12 protein-coding genes are annotated in these 21,500 nt (G+C 72.9%); 2 read left to right on the top strand and 10 right to left on the bottom strand.

The features are described from left to right. Positions 1–13 precede the first annotated feature (13 nt). The 6 genes from ACIBBD_RS18655 to ACIBBD_RS18680 form a co-directional block, all read right to left on the bottom strand. Entirely contained in the window at positions 14–2,215 is a 2,202-nt protein-coding gene (locus ACIBBD_RS18655) for a glycosyl hydrolase family 95 catalytic domain-containing protein (RefSeq protein WP_399420521.1), read from the bottom strand. Further along, a complete protein-coding gene (locus ACIBBD_RS18660) occupies positions 2,212–4,191 on the bottom strand; it encodes a beta-galactosidase (protein WP_399420522.1) in 1,980 nt (659 codons plus the stop codon). Before ACIBBD_RS18660 ends, ACIBBD_RS18655 begins: the two co-directional genes overlap by 4 nt. After that, positions 4,191–6,419: a 1,4-beta-glucanase gene (locus ACIBBD_RS18665; protein ID WP_399420524.1), complete on the bottom strand. Its 2,229-nt coding sequence runs from the start codon at positions 6,417–6,419 to the stop codon at positions 4,191–4,193. The genes ACIBBD_RS18660 and ACIBBD_RS18665 overlap by 1 nt, the downstream gene beginning before the upstream one ends. A 261-nt stretch (positions 6,420–6,680) precedes the next feature. Further along, the gene (locus ACIBBD_RS18670; RefSeq protein WP_399420525.1) at positions 6,681–7,616 is read right to left on the bottom strand and encodes a carbohydrate ABC transporter permease; all 936 of its coding nucleotides are present in this window, start codon (positions 7,614–7,616) and stop codon (positions 6,681–6,683) included. After that, a complete protein-coding gene (locus ACIBBD_RS18675) occupies positions 7,613–8,656 on the bottom strand; it encodes an ABC transporter permease (protein WP_399420526.1) in 1,044 nt (347 codons plus the stop codon). Before ACIBBD_RS18675 ends, ACIBBD_RS18670 begins: the two co-directional genes overlap by 4 nt. A 27-nt stretch (positions 8,657–8,683) precedes the next feature. Then, positions 8,684–10,378, bottom strand: a complete 1,695-nt coding sequence (locus ACIBBD_RS18680; RefSeq protein ID WP_399420527.1) for an extracellular solute-binding protein — start codon at positions 10,376–10,378, stop codon at positions 8,684–8,686. A gap of 385 nt (positions 10,379–10,763) precedes the next feature. On the opposite strand from ACIBBD_RS18680, the gene ACIBBD_RS18685 reads away from it, so the two are divergent. Continuing rightward, the gene (locus ACIBBD_RS18685) at positions 10,764–13,601 is read left to right on the top strand and encodes a glycoside hydrolase family 3 C-terminal domain-containing protein (protein WP_399420528.1); all 2,838 of its coding nucleotides are present in this window, start codon (positions 10,764–10,766) and stop codon (positions 13,599–13,601) included. A gap of 143 nt (positions 13,602–13,744) precedes the next feature. Here the strand turns inward: ACIBBD_RS18685 and ACIBBD_RS18690 are convergent, their stop codons facing one another. The 4 genes from ACIBBD_RS18690 to gabT all read right to left on the bottom strand — a co-directional run bounded on the left by ACIBBD_RS18690 (position 13,745) and on the right by gabT (position 18,751). Further along, entirely contained in the window at positions 13,745–15,190 is a 1,446-nt protein-coding gene (locus ACIBBD_RS18690; protein WP_399420529.1) for an aldehyde dehydrogenase family protein, read from the bottom strand. Positions 15,191–15,324: 134 nt separating this feature from the next. Further along, positions 15,325–16,005 (bottom strand): phosphatase PAP2 family protein, encoded by a 681-nt coding sequence (locus ACIBBD_RS18695; RefSeq protein ID WP_399420531.1) that lies wholly within the window; start codon positions 16,003–16,005, stop codon positions 15,325–15,327. A gap of 13 nt (positions 16,006–16,018) precedes the next feature. After that, positions 16,019–16,924 carry an alpha/beta fold hydrolase gene (locus ACIBBD_RS18700; protein WP_399420532.1) on the bottom strand — a complete coding sequence of 302 codons (906 nt, stop codon included), beginning with the start codon at positions 16,922–16,924 and terminating at the stop codon, positions 16,019–16,021. 492 nt (positions 16,925–17,416) lie between these two features. Continuing rightward, positions 17,417–18,751 (bottom strand): 4-aminobutyrate--2-oxoglutarate transaminase, encoded by a 1,335-nt coding sequence (gene gabT, locus ACIBBD_RS18705; RefSeq protein WP_399420533.1) that lies wholly within the window; start codon positions 18,749–18,751, stop codon positions 17,417–17,419. 310 nt (positions 18,752–19,061) lie between these two features. On the opposite strand from gabT, the gene ACIBBD_RS18710 reads away from it, so the two are divergent. After that, positions 19,062–21,494 (top strand): ATP/GTP-binding protein, encoded by a 2,433-nt coding sequence (locus ACIBBD_RS18710; RefSeq protein ID WP_399420534.1) that lies wholly within the window; start codon positions 19,062–19,064, stop codon positions 21,492–21,494. The last annotated feature ends 6 nt before the right edge of the window (positions 21,495–21,500 follow it).

The raw sequence follows: 21,500 nt of genomic DNA on the forward strand, positions 1-21,500 counted from the left end.
AATTGCGGGGGAGTCACCACGCCCCCAGACACAGGACGTGGTCTTCTCCGGCGACGAGGTCGAGCCATTCGGCGCCGGAGGAAGTCCGGACTTCGATGCGGTGGGTGCGGTGCGGCCTCAGGACGGCGCGGGCGCCGTCGGGTCCCCAGGTGAGATCGAGCTCGGCGCCGAACCGGGTGCGGACGCCCCGGAGTTCGCCCGCCGGGAGTGCGGGGGTGAGCGCGGGCAGCAGGACCAGCCGGTCGGGGGCCGACTGGACGAGCATCTCGACGAGGACGGCGGGCAGGGTGTGCGCGGCGTCCGCGTTGTAGACGTCGCGGCGGGGGTAGTGGGCGCTCATCAGGGAGGTGTGGAAGAAGTCGCCCTCCAGGACCTGGGCGAGGGCGTGGGCGACCCGGTGGCCGTCGCGCAGGCGGGCCGCGACGAGCGCGTGGTGGAGGTGGCCGTGGGCGGAGTCGTTCTCGGCGCCGCGCAGCTCCAGGGCCCGGTGGGCGGCGGCCGCGAGGTGCGGGGTGTCGTAGGGGTTGATCTCGTCGAGCGGCCAGACGGCGTAGAGGTGGCTGAGGTGGCGGTGGTCGTAGGTGTCCTCCAGACCGGGCCAGGCCCATTCGGCGAGGGCGCCGTCGGCGTTGGTCCGGTGCGGCGGGAGCCGGTCGGCGAGGGCGCGCCACCGCTCGGCGTGTTCCGGGTGGTAGGCGGCGGCGGTGAGGAGCGCGTGCCGTGCCGCCGAGAGGTCCATGGCCGCGTTGAGGGCGCCCCAGCTGCCGCCCGTCGGCCGGTTCTCCGGTGAGTAGGAGGGGACGACGACGAGCTGTCCGTCCCCGTCGGTGCGGGTGAGGAAGTCCTCGTAGAAGCGGGCGACCTCGGCGAGCGCCGCGGCGGTGCGCGGATCGCGCTCACCGCGTGTCTCGTCGTGGTCGACGAGCGGTTTGAGCAGCCAGTCGGCGCCGGCGGTCCACAGGTGGAGGGGGTATTCACGGCTGAAGTGGTACGTCAGCCCGGACTCGCCGTCGGTGTGGGGCGGCGCGACGACGCCCCGGGCGCCGAAGATCGCGCGGGCGTTCTCCCGCCAGTCCGGCAGCTGACGGTCGATCAGGGCGCCCAGGGCGGCGGTGACTTCGGGCAGGGCGGCGACCGCGGCCGACGCCGTCTGGAGGTTGAGGTTGGCGTCCGTGGTGAACGCGCCGGCCCACGCCGTGTCCCATTCGCCGGTCCACAGGCCGGTGAGCCGGGGCGGGAAGAGGCCGCTGGCGCTGAGCAGGTGGTAGCGGCCGGCCGCGAAGAGCCGCTCCAGGAGGGCCGGGCTGCCCGGCCGCTTCAGCAGCTGTGAGCCGGGCAGGGCGCGTTCGCCGGGGTCGGCGGCGAGGTCCAGGGTGACCCGTTCGTAGGCGGTGCGGTGCAGCGCGGTGTGCCGGTCGAGGAGGTCCTCGTACGACTGCTCCGTCAGCAGGGCGCGCAGGGCGCGGGTCTCGTCGGTGACGTCGAGTTCGCCGGTGTGCCGGCGGACGCGGGTCAGGAGGAGGACGGAGTCGGCGCCCTCGACGCGGGCGCCGGGCGCGGCGAGGGACACCCGGCCGCCGGTGACCGCGAGGACGGTGACGCCGGTGTACGCGCGGTCGCCGTCCGGGTAGCGGGCGCGGAGGGTGAGGACGGCGCCCTCGGGGATGAGGAGCGTGCCGTGGCCGACGCCCAGGCCGGCCGGGGCGCCGGGGAGCCGGTGGTCCAGGGACAGGTCGAGGGTGAGGCCGGCGCCGGTGACGTACTGGACGACGACGTCGTCCGCGCGGGAGACGAAGACGCGGCTGGTCCAGCCGGCGCACGTGGCGGTGGTCTCGCCGGTGGCGAAGTCGACGGCGCGGCGGTAGCGGGGCCGTCCGGCGGACGGGCGGCGCAGACGGGTCTGGAAGGCGGGGTGGAAGGGCTGCACCCACTGCAGCGGCCGTCCGTCGGTGAAACCCTCGGCGGCCGTGAGGTCCCCGGCGAGCAGGCGGTCCTGGAGGGCGGGGAGTTCGGCGGCCAGCTCGGGCGGTCTGGCGTGCTGGGCGCCGTTCGGGCGGACGAGGGTGTGGTGGGTGACGACGACCCGGTCGTCGTCCGGATCACCGAACACGAGGGCGCCGTGGTGGCCGTTGCCGCTGAGGAAACCGTCCTCCCAGCGGGCGGCGGGGTGCGGCTCCCAGGTCCCGTGCACGGGGCCGCCCGTCGTGGCGGTCATGAGGTCAGCACCGCCACTCCGTACCGCTCGAGCGTCACCTCGTCCGTGACAGCCGCCCCCGTCAGCAGGTCGCGGTGGGTGCCCGGCGTCCCGACGGTCACCGACTCGCGCCCGTGGTTGAGGAGGAACAGCAGCTCGCCCCGGCGTACGGCCTCGACACCCGGCGGGAGGCCTTCCAGCACGGGCCGGACGCCGGCGTCGTCGGCGGCACGGGCGAGGAGGGCGCGCAGGGCGTCGGGCTCGGGGAGCGTCGACACGTACCAGGCGCGGTCGCGGCGCAGGACGGCGGGCAGGCCGTCGAGTTCGCCGCCCTTGTAGGCGGTTTCCACCGAGGCGTCCGCGGCGTCCAGCTCCTCCGACCACAGCGTGCCGCGGAAGCCGTCGCAGTCGACGGTCTCCCCCGGCTCCAGCGGCCACCACTCGTGCAGGACGCGGATGCCGAACAGCTCGCGCAGCCGGGCGTCCATGCCGCCGTCGCGGATCCGGTCGTCCGCGTCGGCGATCCCGGTCAGGAAACCGCTGACCAGGGTGCCGCCGCCGCGGACGTAGGCGAGGAGGTTGTCGATCGCCGCGTCGGTGAGGAGGTAGAGCTGCGGGACGACGACCAGCCGGTAGCCGGAGAGGTCGTGCTCGGGGTGGGCGAAGTCGGTGGTGAGGTGGGACTCCCACAGGGCGCGGTGCCAGGCGTGCAGGACGGCCGGGTGGTCGACGTGGGTGGAGGGGCGGCCGTCCTGGGCGCTCGCCCACCAGGCGTGCCAGTCGTGCAGGACGGCGACGTCCGCGTGGATGCGGCCGTCCGTGACCTCGGCGCCGATGCGGGCGAGGTCGGCGCCGAGTCGTCTGACCTCCTGGTAGGTGCGGCCCCGCTCCCCCGCGTGGCTGACCATCCCGGAGTGGAACTTCTCCGCTCCCTGCCGGGACTGGCGCCACTGGAAGTAGCAGACGGCGTCGGCGCCGCGGGCCACGGCCTGGAGGGACCAGAGGCGGTTGAGGCCGCGCGGCTTGGGGTGGTTCACCCCGCGCCAGTTGACCGGACCGGCCGCCTGTTCCATCAGCATCCACGGGCCGCGGGCCTGCGAGCGGGTCAGGTCCTGCACCAGCGCCGCGTGCTGTGCCGCGAGCGGGTCGCGGGGGTCGGGGTAGAGGTCGACGGAGACGACGTCCTCCTCCTCGGCCCAGCGCCAGGCGTCCTGGCCGAGGAACAGCGGCATGAAGTTGGTGGTGACCGGGAGGTGCGGGGTGTGCCGGGTGACGATGTCGCGCTCGGCGGTGTAGCACTCCAGCAGCATGTCGGAGGTGAAGCGCCGGAAGTCCAGCACCTGGGTGGGGTTCTTCAGGTAGTGCGGGGTGCGCGGGGGCAGGACGCCGTCCCAGCTGTCGTAACCCTGGCTCCAGAAGGCGGTGCCCCAGGCGGTGTTGAGGGCGTCGAGGGTGCCGTACTTCTCGCGCAGCCAGCGGCGGAAGGCGGCGGCGGCCTCGTCGCCGTGGTCGTAGGTGCAGTACTCGTTGTTGATGTGCCACATCGTGAGGGCGGGATGGCCGGCGTAGCGGGCGGCCAGGTCCTCGGTGATGGCGGCGGCGTGACGGCGGTAGGTGGCGCTGGAGTGCGAGAAGTGCTGGCGGCCGCCCCACCATTCGGTGCGGCCGTCCTCCGTGCGGGGCAGGGTGTCCGGGTGGAGCCGGCCCAGCCACGGGGGCGGGGAGGAGGTGGGGGTGGCGAGGACGACGCCGATGCCGTGGTCGTGCATCAGGTCCATGAGCCGGTCCAGCCAGCCGAACTCCCGCGCCCCGGGGTACGGTTCCAGCTTCGACCAGGAGAAGACGCCGAGGGTGACGGAGTTGACGCCGGCGTCCTTCATGAGGCGGACGTCCTCGTGCCAGGTCTCCTCGGGCCACTGCTCGGGGTTGTAGTCGCCGCCGAAGAGGATGCGGCCTCGGGTGGCGTCGCTCAGCGTCGGCCGGTTTCCGGTGGGCATCAGACGGGCTCCCCGTACTGGATGCCGCGCCCGTTGGTGGCGAGGTAGACACGGCCGTACACGCGCGGGTCACCGGTGATGACCTCGCCGGTCCAGCCCCACTGGTGGGCGTCGTCGTTGATCCGCGCCCAGGTCTTCGCGCCGTCGTCGGAGCGGTACACGGCGGTGATGGTCTCCGTCGAGCCGACCTGGTAGACCGCCGGGTAGTCGGCCCCCTCGGCGGCCTTGCCGAAGCCGAGGGTGTACGAGGCCCGGCAGCTGTCGACCCGGGCGAAGGTGGCGCCGCCGTCGGTGGAGCGGTACAGGCCGTTCCCCTTGGCCGACAGCCACAGGTCACCGGACCGGCCGGGGGCCGCGACCAGCTTGAACTGGCTGTCTCCCGAGGGCAGTCCGGTCGCCCGCGCGGTGAAGGTCCGGCCGCTGTCGGTGCTGGCGAGCAGCGTTCCCGTGTCGGTGTCGTACGCGTAGAAGAGCGTCGGGTCGGCCGGGTCGGCGACCGGCGTGGCGCCCTTGGGGAAGGAGGCGACCTCGGACCAGGTGGCGCCGTTGTCCGCGGAGCGGTGGGCCGGGTACTTCGTGCCGTCCCAGTGCACGAAGGCCCAGAGCAGCACGCTGCCGTCGGCGTTGGTGGCGATCGGCCCCGGTGCGTTCCTGGCGATGCCGGGCTGGGCCGCGAAGGGCGCCCAGGTCTGCCCGCCGTCGTTCGAGTAGGCGCCGTTGCCGTGGTCGCCCCAGCCCGCCCGGACGACGTACGCCGGTCTGGCCGCGGCCTGGGCGAGTCCGGTGGCCGACCCGAACACGGGGTCGGCGGCCATGCCGCGCGACGGGGACGTGGTGAGCGACTCGTGGTACATCACGCCGATGTCCCCGTTGCCGCTGATCAGGTGCGCCGTTCCGACCGGCGGCGAGATGAGCTGGCGGACGGACGTCTCCTCCAGGCCGCGGATCCGCGGGGCCCAGTTCCTCAGGTCCCGGGTGCCGTAGATGGTCGCGCCGGTGCCGTAGAGGACGTGCCGGGAGTCGTAGGGGTCGAGGGCGAGCGCCTGGATCCACCAGCCGAACTTGGGCTGCGCCTGGCCCCACGTGAGGTAGGGGGTCTCGGAGACGTCGAGGACGGCGGTGTCCTTCAGGGAGGTCCAGGTCCGTCCGCCGTCGGTGGTGCGGTAGAGGGTGTCGACCGCGGCCCAGCGGTTGTTGGTGGACACGACGACGGTGCCCGGGCGGCGGGCGTCGACGGCGACGCCGCCGTAGGCGAAGCTGTCGGTGGAGCCGTCGGTGGTGGTGCCGCCCGGCTTCACGGGCGTGACCTCGGTCCACCTGCCGTCCGCGGTGCACAGCTTGTGCACGCTGCCGTCGGACTGGCCGTTGGGCCCCGGCGCGTCGGCGTACGTCACGTACAGGTGGCCGGTGCCCCGGTCGTGGGCGGCGCGGACCGGGACCTTGGCGGCGGTGCCGGAGGGCTGGCCGGGCACCGCTTCCCAGGTGGTGCCGTCGCTGGTGCGGTACAGGTTCTTCGTCCCCGGCGTGCCGTCGCCGTCGCCCCAGCCGGCGTAGAGGGTGCGCCCGGCGGCGACGAGGAGGGTGACGCCCTGGCCGTTCGCGCTCGGGGTGGCCGGGAAGCCGCTGACGGCGGCCCAGGTGGCCCCCCGGTCCGTCGACTTCCACAGACCGTCGTGCCGGGTGCCCAGCCACAGGGTGTTCCCGTCCCGCGGGTCGACCAGGAGCCGCTCGCCCGTGCCCCGGCCGTCCTCGTTGGCGCCGAGCTTCACGGGGAGGTCGGTGCGGGTCCAGGTGGCACCGCGGTCCTCCGAGCGCAGGATGGCGCCGTTGCCGGCCCAGGGCTGGGCGTAGGTGCCGAGGGCGAGGTAGAGGCGGTTCGGGTGCGCGGGGTCGATCGCGACGGCCTCGACGCCGAGCAGGTTCCAGTCGTCCCAGCCGAGGTGGTCGGTGAGCGGCGTCCAGCGGGCCGTCCGGTCGTCCCATCGGTACGCGCCGCCGATGTCGGTGCGGGCGTAGGCGAGACCTCGGACGGCGGGGTGGAAGAGGATGCCGGTGACGAATCCGGTGCCGCCGATGACGACGTTGCGCCAGCGGTAGGCGGGGGCGGCGGTGGGCTCGGCCCGTCCTGCGGCCAGCGCCCGGCCCTGGACGCCGGGGAGAGCGGTCAGGGCCGCGGCGGCGGCCGTCCCGGCGAGGACGGTGCGGCGGTTGGGGGAGGAGGCGTGCATGGGTACCTCGCAGGGTGGGGTTCTGGTTCGTGGACCTGGGGTTTGGTGATGCCGTGGGACACGGCGGGAGAGCGCGGCCCGGCAGGGGCGGGTGCCGCCTTCCGCGGGCCGGGAGCCACCCGAGCGGCACCACTGCCCGCAGCGTGACGACAGGGGGTGACCGCGGCTTCCCCACCGGCACGGGGAGCTGCGCGACCAGCCACGTACCACCGGCGGGCCACACACGGCCGGCCCCACGAGGGCGCCCCGCCCGCTCGGGCGTCAGCCCTTCACCGCGCCCGTCAGCATGCCCTTCTTGAAGTGCTTCTGGACGAACGGCGACAGCACCGCCACCGGCAGCAGGGCCATCACCATGACCGCCATCTGCACGGCCAGCCCGGACAGCTGACCGGTCTTGATGGCCTGGCCCAGGCCGACCGGCGCCTCCTGCTTCTGGACGAGCTGGATCATGACGTTCTGCAGCGGCATCATGTCCTGGTCGTTGAGGTACAGGGACGCGTTGAACCAGGCGCTCCAGTAGCCGACCGCGTAGAACAGGGTGATCACCGCGAGGACCGCGCGGGACAGCGGCATGACGATCTGCCACAGGATGCGGAAGTCCCCGGCGCCGTCGATGCGGGCGCTGTCGATGAGCTCCTGCGAGATCCCCATGAAGAAGCCCCGCAGGACGAGGACGTTGAAGACGCTGAGCGCGCTGGGGAGGATCAGCGCGAGGTAGGAGTCGGTCAGGCCGAGGGTCTGCACCAGCAGGTAGGTCGGGATGAGGCCGGCGCTGAAGAACATCGTCGCCAGCAGCGTCATCAGGATCCAGCGGTGGCCGAGCGAGCCGCTGCGGGAGAGGCCGTAGGCGCACAGGACGGACACCGTCATCGAGAACAGCGTGCCGACCAGGGTGACCAGGATGCTGATGATCGCGGCCCGGGTGACCTGGCCGCCGCTGAGCAGCTCCTTGTAGGCGATGAAGGTGATGTCCTTCGGCACCATGACCAGGCCGCCGGCCTCGTCGATGGTCTTGCGTGAGGAGAGGCTGGTGACGACCACGATCCACAGCGGGAAGAGGATGGCCAGGCAGGCGAACGACAGGGCGATCCCCTTGCCCGCGAGGCCCGCCCGGGAGGGCTTCTCCTCCCAGGCCGGCCGCGTCGGCGCCTCCCACCAGCGGGGTGCGCGCACCGGCTTGTCGATGACGGCGGTCACTTCTTGTACACCCCCTGCTCGCCCATGAGATGGGCCACCTTGTTCGCGGCGAGGACCAGGCCGATGCTGACCACGCCCTTGACGAGACCGGCGGCGGCCGCGTAGCCGAAGTCCTGGTTGCGCACGCCGTTCCACCACACGAAGGTGTCGAGGACCTCGGCCGCCCCGGGTCCGACGGCGTCGCGTTGCAGCAGGATCTGTTCGAAGCCGACGGTCAGGGCGTCCCCGACCCGCAGCACGAGCAGCAGGGCGATCACCGGGCGCAGCGCGGGCAGGGTGACGTGCCACATGCGGCGCCAGCGGCTCGCGCCGTCCATCGCGGCGGCCTCGTACAGGTCCTGGGGGACCGAGGCGAGCGCGGCGAGGAAGACGATGATCCCCCAGCCCGCGTCCTTCCACACGCCCTGCGAGGTGACCAGGAGGGGGAAGGTGCTCGGGTCGGTCATGATCTCGAGGCCGTCGTACCCGTGCTCGCGCAACAGCTGCGAGAAGATCCCCGCGCCGCCGAACATCTGCTGGAAGACGGCGATCACCAGCACCCAGGAGAAGAAGTGCGGCAGGTAGAGGACCGCCTGCGCGACCGCCCGCACCCGGGGCCTGACCACGCTGTTGATGAGCAGCGCGAGCAGGATCGTGACCGGGAAGAACACCACCAGTTGCAGGAAGAACAGCACCAGCGTGTTCTGCACGGCCTGCCAGAAGGCGGAGTCCTCGAAGATCCGCTGGAAGTTCTCCAGTCCCACCCAAGGGCTGTTCAGGATGGAGACGACGCCGTTGTCACTGATGTAGGGGTCGTACTCCTGGAAGGCGACGACGTTGCCCAGGATCGGCACGTAGTTGAAGAGCAGGACCAGGAGGACGGCCGGCAGGGTCATCAGGAGCAGGACACGGTCGCGTCTGAACCTGAGCCGCAGGCTCAGCTTGCCCTGCTCCCGTTTCCGTCCCGAGCCGGTGGCGCCGCCGGGCGCCACCGGGGTCTCACCCGTCTTCTCCGGCGTAGCGGCCTCGGTTCCGTTCCGAGGCACCGTGCTGTTCGACACGGCCGTTCTCCTTGCCTCGGTACCGGGTCAGCTCGCGGCCGAGCCGTTGTCGTCGAGCAGCTTCTGGTACCAGTCCCGCAACTGGTCGCCGCCCTTCTTCTTCCAGTCGGAGACGGCCTGCTGCATGTCGCTGATCTTCTTGCGGCCGCGGGTGATGTCGTCCTCGAGCTGCTCGAAGTCGTTGGAGAGGTTGGTGTAGCGGGCGGGCTCGGTGATCTGCATGCCGTAGAAGGAGGACTTCTTGGTGAAGGCGCCCATCCGCTGCTGCCACTCGACCTGCGCCTTGGCCACCTCGGGGAAGTCGGGGTGGGCGAGGGTGGCGGCGGGGCTCGCGACCATGACGTAGGCGTTCATCACGTCGATGTTGCCCTGGTCGGTCTTGATCGGGACGCCGTCCTTGACGGTGTAGTGGGTGCCTTCGACGCCGTAGTTGGTCATCATGTATTCCTTGGTGCCGTACGGCGCGGCGGTGACGTTGGCGACGGCCAGCACGTCACGGATGACCGACTCGGACGCCTTCTTGTTGACGAAGGCGAAGATGCCGGCGGGCTGTTCGGCCCAGAGGGTCGGGTCGCCGCCGTCGTGCCCGAAGACGTCCATGCCCCAGATCTTGAACTCCGGGTTCTGGACGGCCTGTTCGGCGGTGCGGCTCCACCACTGCGAGATGTTGTTGGCGTAGATGAGGAACTCGCCCGCCGCGAACTTGGGGCCGGGGTCGGTGGCCTGGCTCTTGCCCAGCTTGGCGTCGGGGTGGACGACCCCGGCGGCGAAGAGCTTGCGGGTCCACTCCAGCGCCTCGAGGTACTCCTCGGTCTCGATGCGGTAGACCAGCTTGCCGTCGACGACGTTCCAGCCGAGCGGCTTCTCGCTGCCGGACAACACGCCGAAGGCCTGGAACGCGGTCCACTTCATGTCGAGACAGGCCCACCGCTTGGCCTTGGCGTTGGTGATCTCCTTGGCGAGGGCCATGAACTCGTCCGCCGAGCGGGGGACCTCGTACCCCTCCTTGTCGAAGATGTCCTTGCGGTAGAGGGGCACGATGCCGGGGACGTACGGGGCCGGCTGCGGCAGGCCGCGCAGCTTGCCGCCGAAGATGGAGCGCTGCCAGGCGTCGGTGGGGATCGCCGCGAGGTTCGGGTACTCCTTGACGGCGTCGCCGGAGAGGTAGGGGCCCAGGTCGGCGAACTTGCTCATGATCGCGCTGGGTATCTTGCCGTTCATGTTCCAGCCGGGGACGACCACCACGTCCGGCACGTCGCTGGAGGCGAGGACCGCGCCGAGCTTCTGCTCGTAGGTGTTGCCGTCCTGGTTCTGCCACTTCACGTCGACGCCGATCAGGTCGTTCATCGCCTTGTAGTAGGCGTTGTCCGACTTCGGCGGGGAGCCCCAGAACGGCGACATGACGGTGATCTCGCCGCCCCCGCCGAGCTTCTTCGGCACCGAGGTCTTCAGGGTGGCCAGGTCGAGCTTGCTGGTGAAGCCGATCGCGGAGCCGTTCTTGGCCGGGATGTCGGGGGTCACCACGTTGCTGGCGACGAAGGCGGGCAGGATCCTCTTGGCGTCCTTGCCCGACGTGGTGCCCTCGCGCGAGCCGCTGTCCGTGCCGCCGCAGGCGGCCAGCAGGGGCATCCCTCCCGCCACCGCTGCGGTGGCGACCGCCGTGGAGGCGAGGAAGCTTCTCCGGCTGGGCCCGGAGGAGGCGGAAGCGGCGTTCGGCGTCATTGCGTCAACCCTTCATGGCGCACCAGGACACCCGGCGGTGGCCGTCGGCTGCGGTGTCTCGAGTGGAACTGGCTGAGCTGAAGCGGTCCCCGGTCCTCGAGCGTCGGAGGGTTGCGTGCCTGGCGGCGGCGACTCCGGACTGGCGAAGGATCGTCGAAGCGCTTCGATGTTGCTGTGAGGTTAAGTGAAGGCATGGGGGCGCACAAGGGTCGATCCCAAGATTCCTCCGAGGTGTTCAGGTTTCGTCCGCGCTCATGTGCGACTTGAAATGAGGCCGGGAAGGAGGAGTTGGTGCCGGGGGATGTCTTGACACCCACCCCGACACCGAATGAGCATCGAAGCGCTTCGAAAGAGCCTTCCCGCTCCATTGCAAAGGGATCACCACGTGACCGCACACACGCCGCCCACGCCGCCGTTCCGCGATCCGCATCTGCCGTTCGCGAAGCGCATCGACGACCTGCTGTCGCGACTGACCCTGGAGGAGAAGGTCTCCTTCCTGCACCAGTTCGCGCCCGCCGTGGAGCGGCTCGGCGTCGCCGCGTTCCGCACCGGACAGGAGGCGCTGCACGGTGTGGCGTGGATGGGGCCGGCGACGGTGTTCCCGCAGGCCGTGGGACTGGGCGCGACCTGGAACCCGGAGCTGGTGCGCCGGGTCGGCGAGGCGGTCTCCCAGGAGGTCCGGGCGATGCGCGCCCGCGACGAGCGCGTCGGCCTCAACGTCTGGGCCCCCACGGTCAACCTGCTGCGCCACCCCCTGTGGGGCCGCAACGAGGAGGGCTACTCCGAGGACCCGAAACTGACCTCGGCCATCGCCACCGCCTACACCCGGGGCCTGCGCGGCGACCACCCGGTTTACTGGCGCACCGCCCCGGTCCTCAAGCACTGGCTGGCCCACAACAACGAGACCGGCCGGGACGTCACCTCCTCCTCGGTCCGCCCCCGCGTGCTGCACGAGTACGACCTGCGCGCCTTCCGGGAGACGGTGGAGGCGGGCGCGGTGGCCGGCGTGATGCCCGCGTACAACCTGGTCAACGGTCGCCCCAACCACGTCTCCCCGTACCTGCGCGAGCAGCTGCGCGCCTGGACGGACGAGGAGCTGCTGGTCTGCTCGGACGCGGGCGCGCCCTCCAACCTGGTCGATTCCGAGCACTACTTCGACACCCACGAGGAGGCGACGGCGGCCTCGCTGGTGGCCGGCGTGGACAGCTTCACCGACCACGGCACGGACGGCTCGACGATCACCGCGCGCGTGCGGGGCGCCCTGGAGCAGGGCCTGCTGACCGAGGCCGACGTCGACGCCGCGGTCCGCCGTCAGCTCTCGGTGCGCTTCCGGCTCGGCGAGTTCGACCCGCACCACGACCCGCACGCGGGCACCGGCGCGTTCGACACCCCGGCCCACCGCGCCCTCGCCCAGGAGGCCGCCGAGCAGGCCGTGGTGCTGCTGCGCAACGACGGTGTGCTGCCGCTGGCCGCGGACACCCGGATCGCGGTGGTCGGCCTGCTCGCCGACGAGTGCAAGCTCGACTGGTACAGCGGCACCCTGCTCCACCGCTCCACGCCCCTGGAGGGCCTGCGCGAGCGGTTCGGGGCCGAGCGGGTCACGTTCACCGAGGGCGTGGACCGCGTCCTGCTGAAGACCTCCGCGGGAACGTTCCTGAAGGTGCCGCCCGCCCCGGAGGCCACCGACGAGGCGCGCGGCGCCGAGGGCGCCCTGGACCCGGCGCTGCTCGTCGGCCGCACCGACCTGCCGCCCCTCACCACCGACGCCACCGGCACCGAACTCGCCCTGGTGGACTGGGGCGAGGGCGTCCTGACCCTGCGCGCCCCCGACGGCCGCTACCTCTCGGTAGCCGGGGACGGCCGCGTGCGCGCCGCGGCCGACCAGCCCGGCGGCTGGGTCGTCCAGGAGACGTTCCGTCTCGAACCCCATGGAAACGGTCACCTCCTGAAGCACCTGGGGACGGGTCGCCACGTCTGTGTCGCCGCCGACGGCGTGCGGGTTGCCGAGGAGGACCCCGAGGTCTTCGAGCTGGTCGTGGTCGAGCACGGCGCCGAGGCGGTGGCCCGGGCGGCGGCCGGGGCGGACGTGGTCGTCGTGGTGGCGGGCAACGACCCGCACATCAACGGCCGCGAGACCGAGGACCGGACGACCCTGCGGCTGCCGGCCCAGCAGGGGCGGCTCCTCGAGGCGGCCCGTACCTCGAACCCGCGCACGGTGCTGGCCCTGGTGTCGGCGTACCCGTACGCGATCGAGCCGGGCCATCTGTCCGCGGTGCTGTGGACCGCGCACGGCGGGCAGGCCGCGGGGACCGCCCTGGCGCGGGTCCTCGCCGGTGATGTCTCCCCCGCGGGCCGGCTGCCGCAGACCTGGTACGCCGACGACGCGGACCTGCCCGACCTGCTCGACTACGACGTGATCGGCGCCCGCCAGACGTACCTGTACTTCGAGGGCACCCCGCTGTTCCCGTTCGGGCACGGCCTGTCCTACTCCTCGTTCTCCTACGCCGACCTGGTGGTGGGCGTCGAGGACGGGTCGGCGCGCGTCTCCTTCACCGTCACCAACACCGGGACCAGGACCGCCGACGAGGTCGCCCAGCTCTACACGCGCGCGGTGGACCCCTCGGTCACCCGGCCGCGCCGCGAGCTGCTGGCCCACCGCCGCTTCACGCTCGCCCCGGGCGAGAGGCGCGAGCTGTCCTTCGAGGTCCCGCTCTGCGCCTTCGCCTTCTGGGACGTGGCCCGGGGCGACTGGCGCCGCGAGCCGGGGCCGTACGACGTGCTGGTCGGCGCGTCCAGCGAGGACATCCGGCTGCGGGCGACGGTGACGCTCGACGGCGATGCGGCCGCCCCGCGTCCCGTTCTGCGCCGGGGGCTGGCCGCCGTCGACTTCGACGAGCAGAGCGGCACCGAGATCGTGGACCGGACGAAGGTGTCGGGGGACGCGGTGACGCCGGTGGGGGGCGGCACGGGCGAACTGCTCTACCGGTCCTGCGACTTCGGGGCCGGCACCACCGGGGTCACGGTGGAGGTGGCCGGTGAGGGCACGGTGGAGGTCTCCCTCGACGGCGGCCCGGCCCTGGCCGTGCTGATGCTCGGCACGCCCACGCCGGGACCGTACGACTACACCACCCTCGAGTCCCCGTTCGCCGCGGGCGGTGTGCACGACCTGCGGCTCCGGCTGCGCGGCCGCCTGCGGCTCGCGCTCGTCGGCTTCTCCGGTTGAGGGGCCGGACCGGGCCGACGCGAAGAAGGGGCCCGGCACCGGAAGGCATCGGTGCCGGGCCCCTTCAGGGACGGCGATCTCGCGTCGGGGACGAGATTACCTGAAAATGGTTCCCATTAGCCAGGGGTGGCCGGGGATTCGGCTCAGAGGGCGAGCCCGGTGAGGACCAGCACCCGCTCGTACGTGTAGTCGTCCATCGCGAACCGCACGCCCTCACGGCCCACCCCGGACTGCTTGGCGCCGCCGTACGGCATCTGGTCGGCGCGGTAGGAGGGCACGTCGCCGATGACGACACCGCCGACCTCCAGCGCCCGGTGGGCGCGGAAGGCGACCTGGAGGTCGTGGGTGAAGACGCCCGCCTGCAGGCCGTACTTGGAGTCGTTGACGGCGGCGAAGGCCTCGGCCTCGCCGTCCACCTTCTGCACGGTGAGGACCGGCCCGAAGACCTCCTCGCAGGAGATCGTCACGTCGGCCGGTACGTCGGTGAGGACGGTCGGCGCGTAGGAGGCGCCGTCGCGCTTGCCACCGGTCAGGAGCGAGGCGCCGGCGGCGACGGCCTCGTCCACCCACGTCTCGACGCGCTTGGCCGCGTCCTCGCTGACCAGCGGGCCGACGTCGGTCGTGTCGTCGGAGGGGTCGCCGGTGGCCTGGGCCTCGACGGCGGCGACGATGCGCGGCAGCAGCCGGTCGTACACCGACGCGTCGGCGATCACCCGCTGCACGGAGATGCAGGACTGGCCGCCCTGGTAGTTGGAGAAGGTCGCGATGCGCGTGGCGGCCCAGTCGAGGTCGGCGTCGCTCGCCCAGTCGCCGAGGACGACGGCCGCGCCGTTGCCGCCGAGCTCCAGGGTGCAGTGCTTGCGCGGCACCGAGTCCATGATCGCGTAGCCGACCTTCTCGGAGCCGGTGAAGGAGATGACCGGCAGCCGCTCGTCCTGGACGAGGGCGGGCATGCGCTCGTTGGCGACCGGCAGGATGCTCCAGGAGCCGGCGGGCAGCTCGGTCTCGGCGAGCAGCTCGCCGATGACCAGACCGGAGAGCGGGGTGGCCGGGGCCGGCTTGAGGATGATGGGCGCGCCGGCCGCGATCGCCGGGGCGACCTTGTGGGCGCACAGGTTCAGCGGGAAGTTGAACGGCGCGATGCCGAGCACGACGCCCTTGGGGAAGCGCCGGGTGAGCGCGAGGCGCCCCTGACCGCCGAGGTCGGTGTCGAGGCGCTGGGCCTCGCCGCCGTTGAACCGGCGGGCTTCCTCGGCGGCGAACCGGAACACGGAGACGGCGCGGCCGACCTCACCGCGCGCCCACTTGATCGGTTTGCCGTTCTCGGCCGAGATCAGCCGGGCGATCTCCTCGGTGCGCTCGACGAGCCGCTTGCTGACGTGGTCGAGGGCGGCGGCCCGGACGTGGGCCGGGGTGGCGGCGAACTCGTCCCGCACGGCGTACGCGGCGGCCACGGCCTCCTCGACCTGCGCGTCCGTGGGCACGCTGACCTTGCCGACGAGACGGCCGTCCCACGGGGAGGTGACGTCGAAGCTGTCCTCGCCGGTGGCCTGGCGGCCGGCGAGCCAGAAGGCGTGGGTGGAAGTCATTGCGAGTCCCGGCCCTTCCGCGTTGGGGGTGTGCTGGCTTTTCCTGGTCCACGGTAGGGGCGGGGAGGCGGAGGGTCGCTTGTCCGAGTCGTAGTGGTGGAGCGCGGGCGTGCGCCGCTTTGGCGCGATCGGGACTACCGCCTCCCGCGCCGGAGCAGTAGCCACAGCGCTCCCAGCAGCACCGCGCACAGACACCAGCTGGCCACCACGTCCAGCGGCCAGTGGTAGCCGCGCCGGACCAGCCCGAAGGAGACGGCCAGGACGAGGACGACGGCCCCGGCCACCGCCGCGCGCCGGGCGGCCGTCGTGACCAGCCAGGGCAGCAGGACGATCACCGCGGATCCGTACGCGACGGCCGCGGTCGCCGTGTGCCCGGAGGGGTAGTAGCCGGTGGCCGGCGGCACGACGGGCGTCCCCGGCCGGTCCGTCCACTCCTTCAGGGGTACGACGATCAGCGGCACCAGCGTCATCAGGAGGAACGCGGCGACGGGCGGAAGCCACCAGCGCCCCCGGCCCACCGCGCTCCCCCGCCAGGCCGCGTAGGCGGCCACGAGCACCAGGACCGGCACCGCGACCTGCACGTTCCCCAGGTCCGACAGCAGCTCGGAGGCCCGGTCGGGGCGGACGAGGGCCCGGCTCAGGCGCTCGTCGACCCGCAGGAGGGGGCCGTCGGCGGCGACCTGCCAGGTGAGCAGCGCGAAGAGCAGGGCGGGCACACCCAGCAGGAGGGTCAGGACAAGGGTGGCCGGAGCCGGGTGCGCGGGGCCCGGCGGCACGGGCGCGCCCTCGGTCCGCTGGTGGGGGCGGGTCGACATGGATCCCAGCTTGTCAGGTGCGGCCGGGTGCGGTTGCCGGCGCGGGCAGGGCGCCGGTGTGCTCCAGGATCGCCGTGGCCAGCGGTGCGTGCACGGCCCGGGGCAGGGCGTGGCCCATGCCGGGGATCTCGACGAGCCGCGCACCCCGGATGGCCTGGGCCAGGTGCTGCGGGTGCGGTGGGGGGAAGACCGGCTCGGCCGGTGCGCAGACGACGAGGGTGGGCACGTCGGTGCGGGCGAGCCGCTCGGTGCGGTCCATGCCGCAGGTGTCGGCGCGGGCGTGCGCGGTGGAGGTGCGGTGGTGCCCGGTGTGCGCGACGATCCGGCGTTCCAGCTCCGTCAGGTAGGCGGCGTCGAAGGGCAGCCGGTCCCCCGCGAGCAGTCGCCAGTGCGCGACCCGCCGGTCCAGCTCGGCCTCCGGGTCCAGGTCGTCCGGGACCGGGCGGGCCCACAGCTCCAGTATCCGGGGGTCGATGCCGGGCAGGTCCTCCACGGGGACGGCGGTTCCGTCGGGGCGTCGGTAGGGGACGGAGCTCAGTGCCTGGGTGCCGATCAGGGTGGCGCCGAGCAGCCGGCCGGGACGGTCGGCGAGGAGCAGCTGGGCGAGCATCCCGCCGAGTGACATGCCGACGACGTGGGCCCGGTCGGCGCCGAAGGCGTCCAGGACGGCGACGGCGTCCTCGGCGAGCGCGGTGAGCGGGTAGGGCCGCTCGTCGTAGGCCCAGGTGGAGCGGCCGGTGTCGCGGTGGTCGTAGCGGATGACGCGGTGGTGGGCGGCGAGCAGGTCGACGAACTCGTCGGGCCAGCCGAGTCCGCAGGCCTGGGCGCCCATGACGAGCAGGAGCGGGGGTGCGTCGGCGGGGCCGCGCTCCTCGGCCCAGAGGCGGATGCCGGGGGCGGCGTCGACGTACTGGTGCATCGTTCCTCCTGGGGGCGGCGCACGGCGGACGGAGAACCTTGAGGCGAGACGAGACGTATCGTATCGTAGAACGGCGGAAAAAGAGACCCCGGAGCGAGTCCGGGGTCCGTGGTGCGTGGTCCGCGCGTGAGAAGGAGGTCGGCCGCCCCGGAACAGGGGGGGGGTGGTTCCGGGGCGGCCGTCCGGATCGGGGTGCCGCGCGCCCCGGGGGGTTTGGGGCGGGCGACCGTCCGATCGGTGAGGAGATCCGAAGTCGAGGACTCCGGTTGTGTGCGCGAGGCACGACCAGGTCGAAGCTGGGGAGGCCCCGGCCTGGGTTCGCCCACAGTCCCCTGTGGGCGGGGTGTATCTCTCATCTGCTGAGAACCTACGACAGTGACTGGCGGGACGACAGACGGATCCGCGTCCCGCCATCCACCTCGCACACCTTCTTCACACGCTCTGCCCGGCCCGGAATTCCGTGGCTTCCGGACCGGGCGTCCGGGGCCCGCCTCAGATGCGGGCGAAGGCCTGTTCGATGATGTCGAGGCCCTCGTTGAGCAGGTCGTCGCCGATGACCAGCGGCGGCAGGAAGCGCAGCACGTTGCCGTAGGTGCCGCAGGTCAGGACGAGCAGACCCTCCTGGTGGCAGGCCTTGGCCAGCGCGGCGGTCGCCTCGGGGTTCGGCTCCTTGGTCGCGCGGTCCTTGACCAGCTCGATGGCGATCATCGCGCCGCGCCCGCGCACGTCGCCGATCACGTCGAACTTCTCGGCCATGGCGCCCAGCCGGGCCTTCATGACGGCCTCGATGTTCTTCGCCCGGGCGTTGAGGTCGAGCTCCTTCATCGTCTCGATGGAGCCCAGCGCGCCGGCGCAGGCGACCGGGTTGCCGCCGTAGGTGCCGCCGAGGCCGCCCGCGTGCGCGGCGTCCATGATCTCGGCGCGGCCGGTGACCGCGGCGAGCGGCAGACCGCCCGCGATGCCCTTCGCGGTGGTGATCAGGTCCGGGACGATGCCCTCGTCCTCACACGCGAACCACTGGCCGGTGCGGCAGAAGCCGGACTGGATCTCGTCGGCGACGAAGACGATGCCGTGGTCGGCGGCGAACTGGCGGACGGCGGGCAGAAAGCCCTTCGCCGGCTCGATGAAGCCGCCCTCGCCGAGCACCGGCTCGATGATGATCGCGGCCACGTTCTCCGGGCCGACCTGCTTGGTGATCTGGTCGATGGCCTGGGCGGCGGCCTCGGGACCGGCGTTCTCCGGACCGGTCGGCCAGCGGTAGCCGTAGGCGACCGGCACGCGGTAGACCTCGGGCGCGAACGGGCCGAAGCCCTGCTTGTACGGCATGTTCTTGGCCGTCAGCGCCATGGTCAGGTTGGTCCGGCCGTGGTAGCCGTGGTCGAAGACGACGACCGCCTGGCGCTTGGTGTACGCACGCGCGATCTTGACGGCGTTCTCGACGGCCTCGGCGCCGCTGTTGAACAGCGCGGACTTCTTGGCGTGGTCACCCGGGGTGAGCTCGGCGAGGGCCTCGGCGACCTCCACGTAGCCCTCGTAGGGGGTGACCATGAAACAGGTGTGGGTGAAGTCGGCGAGCTGCGCGGAGGCCCGGCGTACGACGGCCTCGGCGGAGGCGCCGACGCTGGTCACCGCGATGCCGGAGCCGAAGTCGATGAGGCGGTTGCCGTCGACGTCCTCGATGATGCCGCCGCCCGCGCGCGCGGTGAACACCGGCAGCACGGAACCCACGCCCTGCGCGACCGCGGCGACGCGGCGGGCCTGCAGCTCCTGCGACTTCGGGCCGGGGATGGCGGTGACGACGCGGCGCTCCTGCGGAAGTGCGGTCATGGGGGCTCCCTGATGATCTTGCATACCGGGCGGTCCGGGATGTTCGCGGTCCGGGATGTGCGCGGTCCGGGTGTTCCGGGGGGTGCGTTTTTCGGACGCATTGTTTCTTTTCTCGCAGGCTAGGGCGGGGAGGCAGGGGTCGGCATGCTCCATGTGGGCGTTGTCGGCGACGACGGTTGTCCGCCGTGGACATAGCCGGGCGGCCGGTCCCCGGCACGGGCCCGGCCGCGTAAGCGGTGAACTCCCTTGGGGAGAGCGTTAGATTGACTCGGCGACGACGGACGGAACGGCTGGTCAGGGGGCAACGGCGATGGACAGCGACGGGACGCAGGACACGCGGGGTACGCATGCGAATCCTGTGCCGCGCCCGGCGGGGCCGCCACAGCGGCCCGCCGTACCGCCGGCGCCCCCCGCGGTGCCGCCGCGGCCGGCCCGCGCACCGGGAGTGCCGCAGGCGTCCGGACAGGCCGCGCCGCCGCCCTCGTCCGCCGTGGCCGCCTGGCTGAACGAGACCCGGCCGTCCGCCGAGCCGGGCATCTGGCGGTTCGGCCACCGGCCGTCGAAGGCCGCGCGGGCGGCGGAGCGGCTGGCGCCCGTCACGGTCGTCGGCATGCTGATCCCGCTGGTGGCCGCGCTGGTGCTGTGGTCGATGTGGCGGCGCGGCGGCCTGCCCTACCAGTTCGCGCCGTTGCGGCTGTTCACACCGGACGACTGGTGGTGGGGCGGCACGATCGCCTCCCCGCGGACCACGCAGGGCGCCGAGGCCCGGGTGGTCTACGACGGCGTCTTCTTCGCCGTCCTGGTCTACGCGATGGGCCGGCTGGGCGGCTGGCTCGACGCCGCGCGCCACTTCGTCGGGCGCCGGCCGCAGCCCGCGCGGGCCCTGCTCGCCCTGCTGTGCGCCCTGGCCGCGCTGAGCTTCGTGTTCCCCGGCGCGTTCCCGGGGGTCGGCTGGGACGCCCTGCCGGTCGTCGACCCGCTCTTCTCGCTCATCGTGCTGATCTCCGGCAGCTACGAGCTGTTCGCCTCCCCCGTGTTCACGGACTCGCTGTACGCGGTGATCACGCTGCTGGTGGTGTGGCCGTTCGCGCTGCTCGGCGGCTGGTGGCCGTACCTGAGGGAACGGCTCGCCGCCCGGCGCGCGACGCCCGGCCACCCCGGGCCGGTGAGCGTGGAGCGGCCGCGCGCCCAGTGGCCCGAGCTGCGCGACGCGGGACAGTACGAGGCGGCGGACGTGCTGACCGCCGAGGTCGCGGCCGGGCGGATGAACGACGTGGACTGCGCGCGCGTCACGCGCGCGTGGGCGGCCCGGGTCCCGGACTTCCGGGAGACGGTGCTGCGGGAGGCGGGCGCCGCCTGGACGCACCCCTCCGGCGACCGCGACCTGCCCCGGCGCGGCGCCCGCCACGACCTGCTCGCGGGCCAGGTGCGCATCGGCCGCTGGGTGGCCGCCGAGCGTGCCCCGCTCCCCTACCGCGACGCGGGCGCCGCGCTAGGCCCGGACGTGCTGGGCACCTCGCTGCTGGCGGTCGGGCCGTCCGGCTCGGGCAAGACGCGCACCCTCGTCGAACCGCTGACCGAGGCGCTGGCCCTGCAGGCGCTGACCGGGGGCTGCGCGCTGGTCGCGGTCTCCGCCCCGGGAAGCCCGCTCGGCACCGACTCCGCGTTCGACGTGATCGTACGGATCGGGGACCCGTCGTCCGCCCACGACCTGGACCCGTACGCGGAGTCCGACGACCCCGACGAGGCGGCCGCCGTCCTCGCCGAGGCGCTGGTGGGCGACCTCGACACCGTGAACGGGCAGGGGGCGGCCACCGCGCTCGCCCAGCTGCTGGGCCCCTACCGGGCCGCGCACGGGCGGTTCCCGGACCTGCCCGCGCTGCGGGAGCTCCTGGAGGGCGAGCCGGCGGCGCTGTCGGCGCTGCGGGAGGCCGTGGCCGGGGACGAGGTCATGCGCCGTGAGCTGGACGCGCGGATCCGCCAGACGGGCACGCCCGGCGACGCGGGCCGCGCGCTCGCCGACCGGCTCGCGCTGCTGAACCGGCCGGCGTTCGCCGACTTCTTCGGCGGGGGCGGCCGGCCGGGCGGGGCACGGGGCGGCCCGCACCGGGCGTTCTCGCTGCGGGCCGTCGCCCACCATCCCCTGCGCGTGCGCGTCGACCTGCCCGAGCGCGGTCACGAGGAGGCGGCCCGGGTGATCACCCGGCTGGTCCTCGCCCAGTTCCAGGCGGTCGTACGGGAGGGCCGGCGCACGCACTTCGCCTGTCTGGTCCTGGACGACGCGACGGGGACGGTCACCGCGGAGTCGGTGCGCCGGATCCAGCGGCTGCGCTCGCGGAACGCGGGTGTGGTGCTCGCCCTGCGGACCATCGGCGACGTGCCCGAGGCGCTGCACGGGCCGCTGTACGGGGCGGTCGGCTGCCGGATGGCGTTCTCCGGGATCACCACCTGGGACGGCAGCCGGTTCGCGCAGACCTGGGGCACCGAGTGGGTGGAGACGACGGAGGTCGCCAAGCACACGGTCTTCGCGGACCAGCCGATGACCCGCGCGATCCACGCCCTGCGCAAGCTGGTCACCGGCAAGGCCGTGACCACGGACGCGGTGACGGTGCGCCAGGTCGAACGGGAGCGGTGGTCGGCGTCGCAGCTGGCGCACGAGCTGCCGCCCGGGCACGCGGTGCTGTCCCTGACGACCGTCGAGGGCGAGCACGCCCCGCCGCTGCTGGTGGACCTGCGGGGGTGAACCGGC

This window comes from Streptomyces sp. NPDC051315, from assembly GCF_044455165.1.
Taxonomy (GTDB): Bacteria; Actinomycetota; Actinomycetes; order Streptomycetales; family Streptomycetaceae; genus Streptomyces.

Coding starts and splice junctions, on each gene's coding strand:
- ACIBBD_RS18655 (WP_399420521.1), bottom strand. CDS start 2,215: ATGACCGCCACGACGGGCGGCCCCGTGCACGGGACCTGGGAGCCGCAC.
- ACIBBD_RS18680 (WP_399420527.1), bottom strand. CDS start 10,378: ATGACGCCGAACGCCGCTTCCGCCTCCTCCGGGCCCAGCCGGAGAAGC.
- ACIBBD_RS18660 (WP_399420522.1), bottom strand. CDS start 4,191: ATGCCCACCGGAAACCGGCCGACGCTGAGCGACGCCACCCGAGGCCGC.
- ACIBBD_RS18710 (WP_399420534.1), top strand. CDS start 19,062: ATGGACAGCGACGGGACGCAGGACACGCGGGGTACGCATGCGAATCCT.
- ACIBBD_RS18695 (WP_399420531.1), bottom strand. CDS start 16,005: ATGTCGACCCGCCCCCACCAGCGGACCGAGGGCGCGCCCGTGCCGCCG.
- ACIBBD_RS18690 (WP_399420529.1), bottom strand. CDS start 15,190: ATGACTTCCACCCACGCCTTCTGGCTCGCCGGCCGCCAGGCCACCGGC.
- gabT (WP_399420533.1), bottom strand. CDS start 18,751: ATGACCGCACTTCCGCAGGAGCGCCGCGTCGTCACCGCCATCCCCGGC.
- ACIBBD_RS18700 (WP_399420532.1), bottom strand. CDS start 16,924: ATGCACCAGTACGTCGACGCCGCCCCCGGCATCCGCCTCTGGGCCGAG.
- ACIBBD_RS18665 (WP_399420524.1), bottom strand. CDS start 6,419: ATGCACGCCTCCTCCCCCAACCGCCGCACCGTCCTCGCCGGGACGGCC.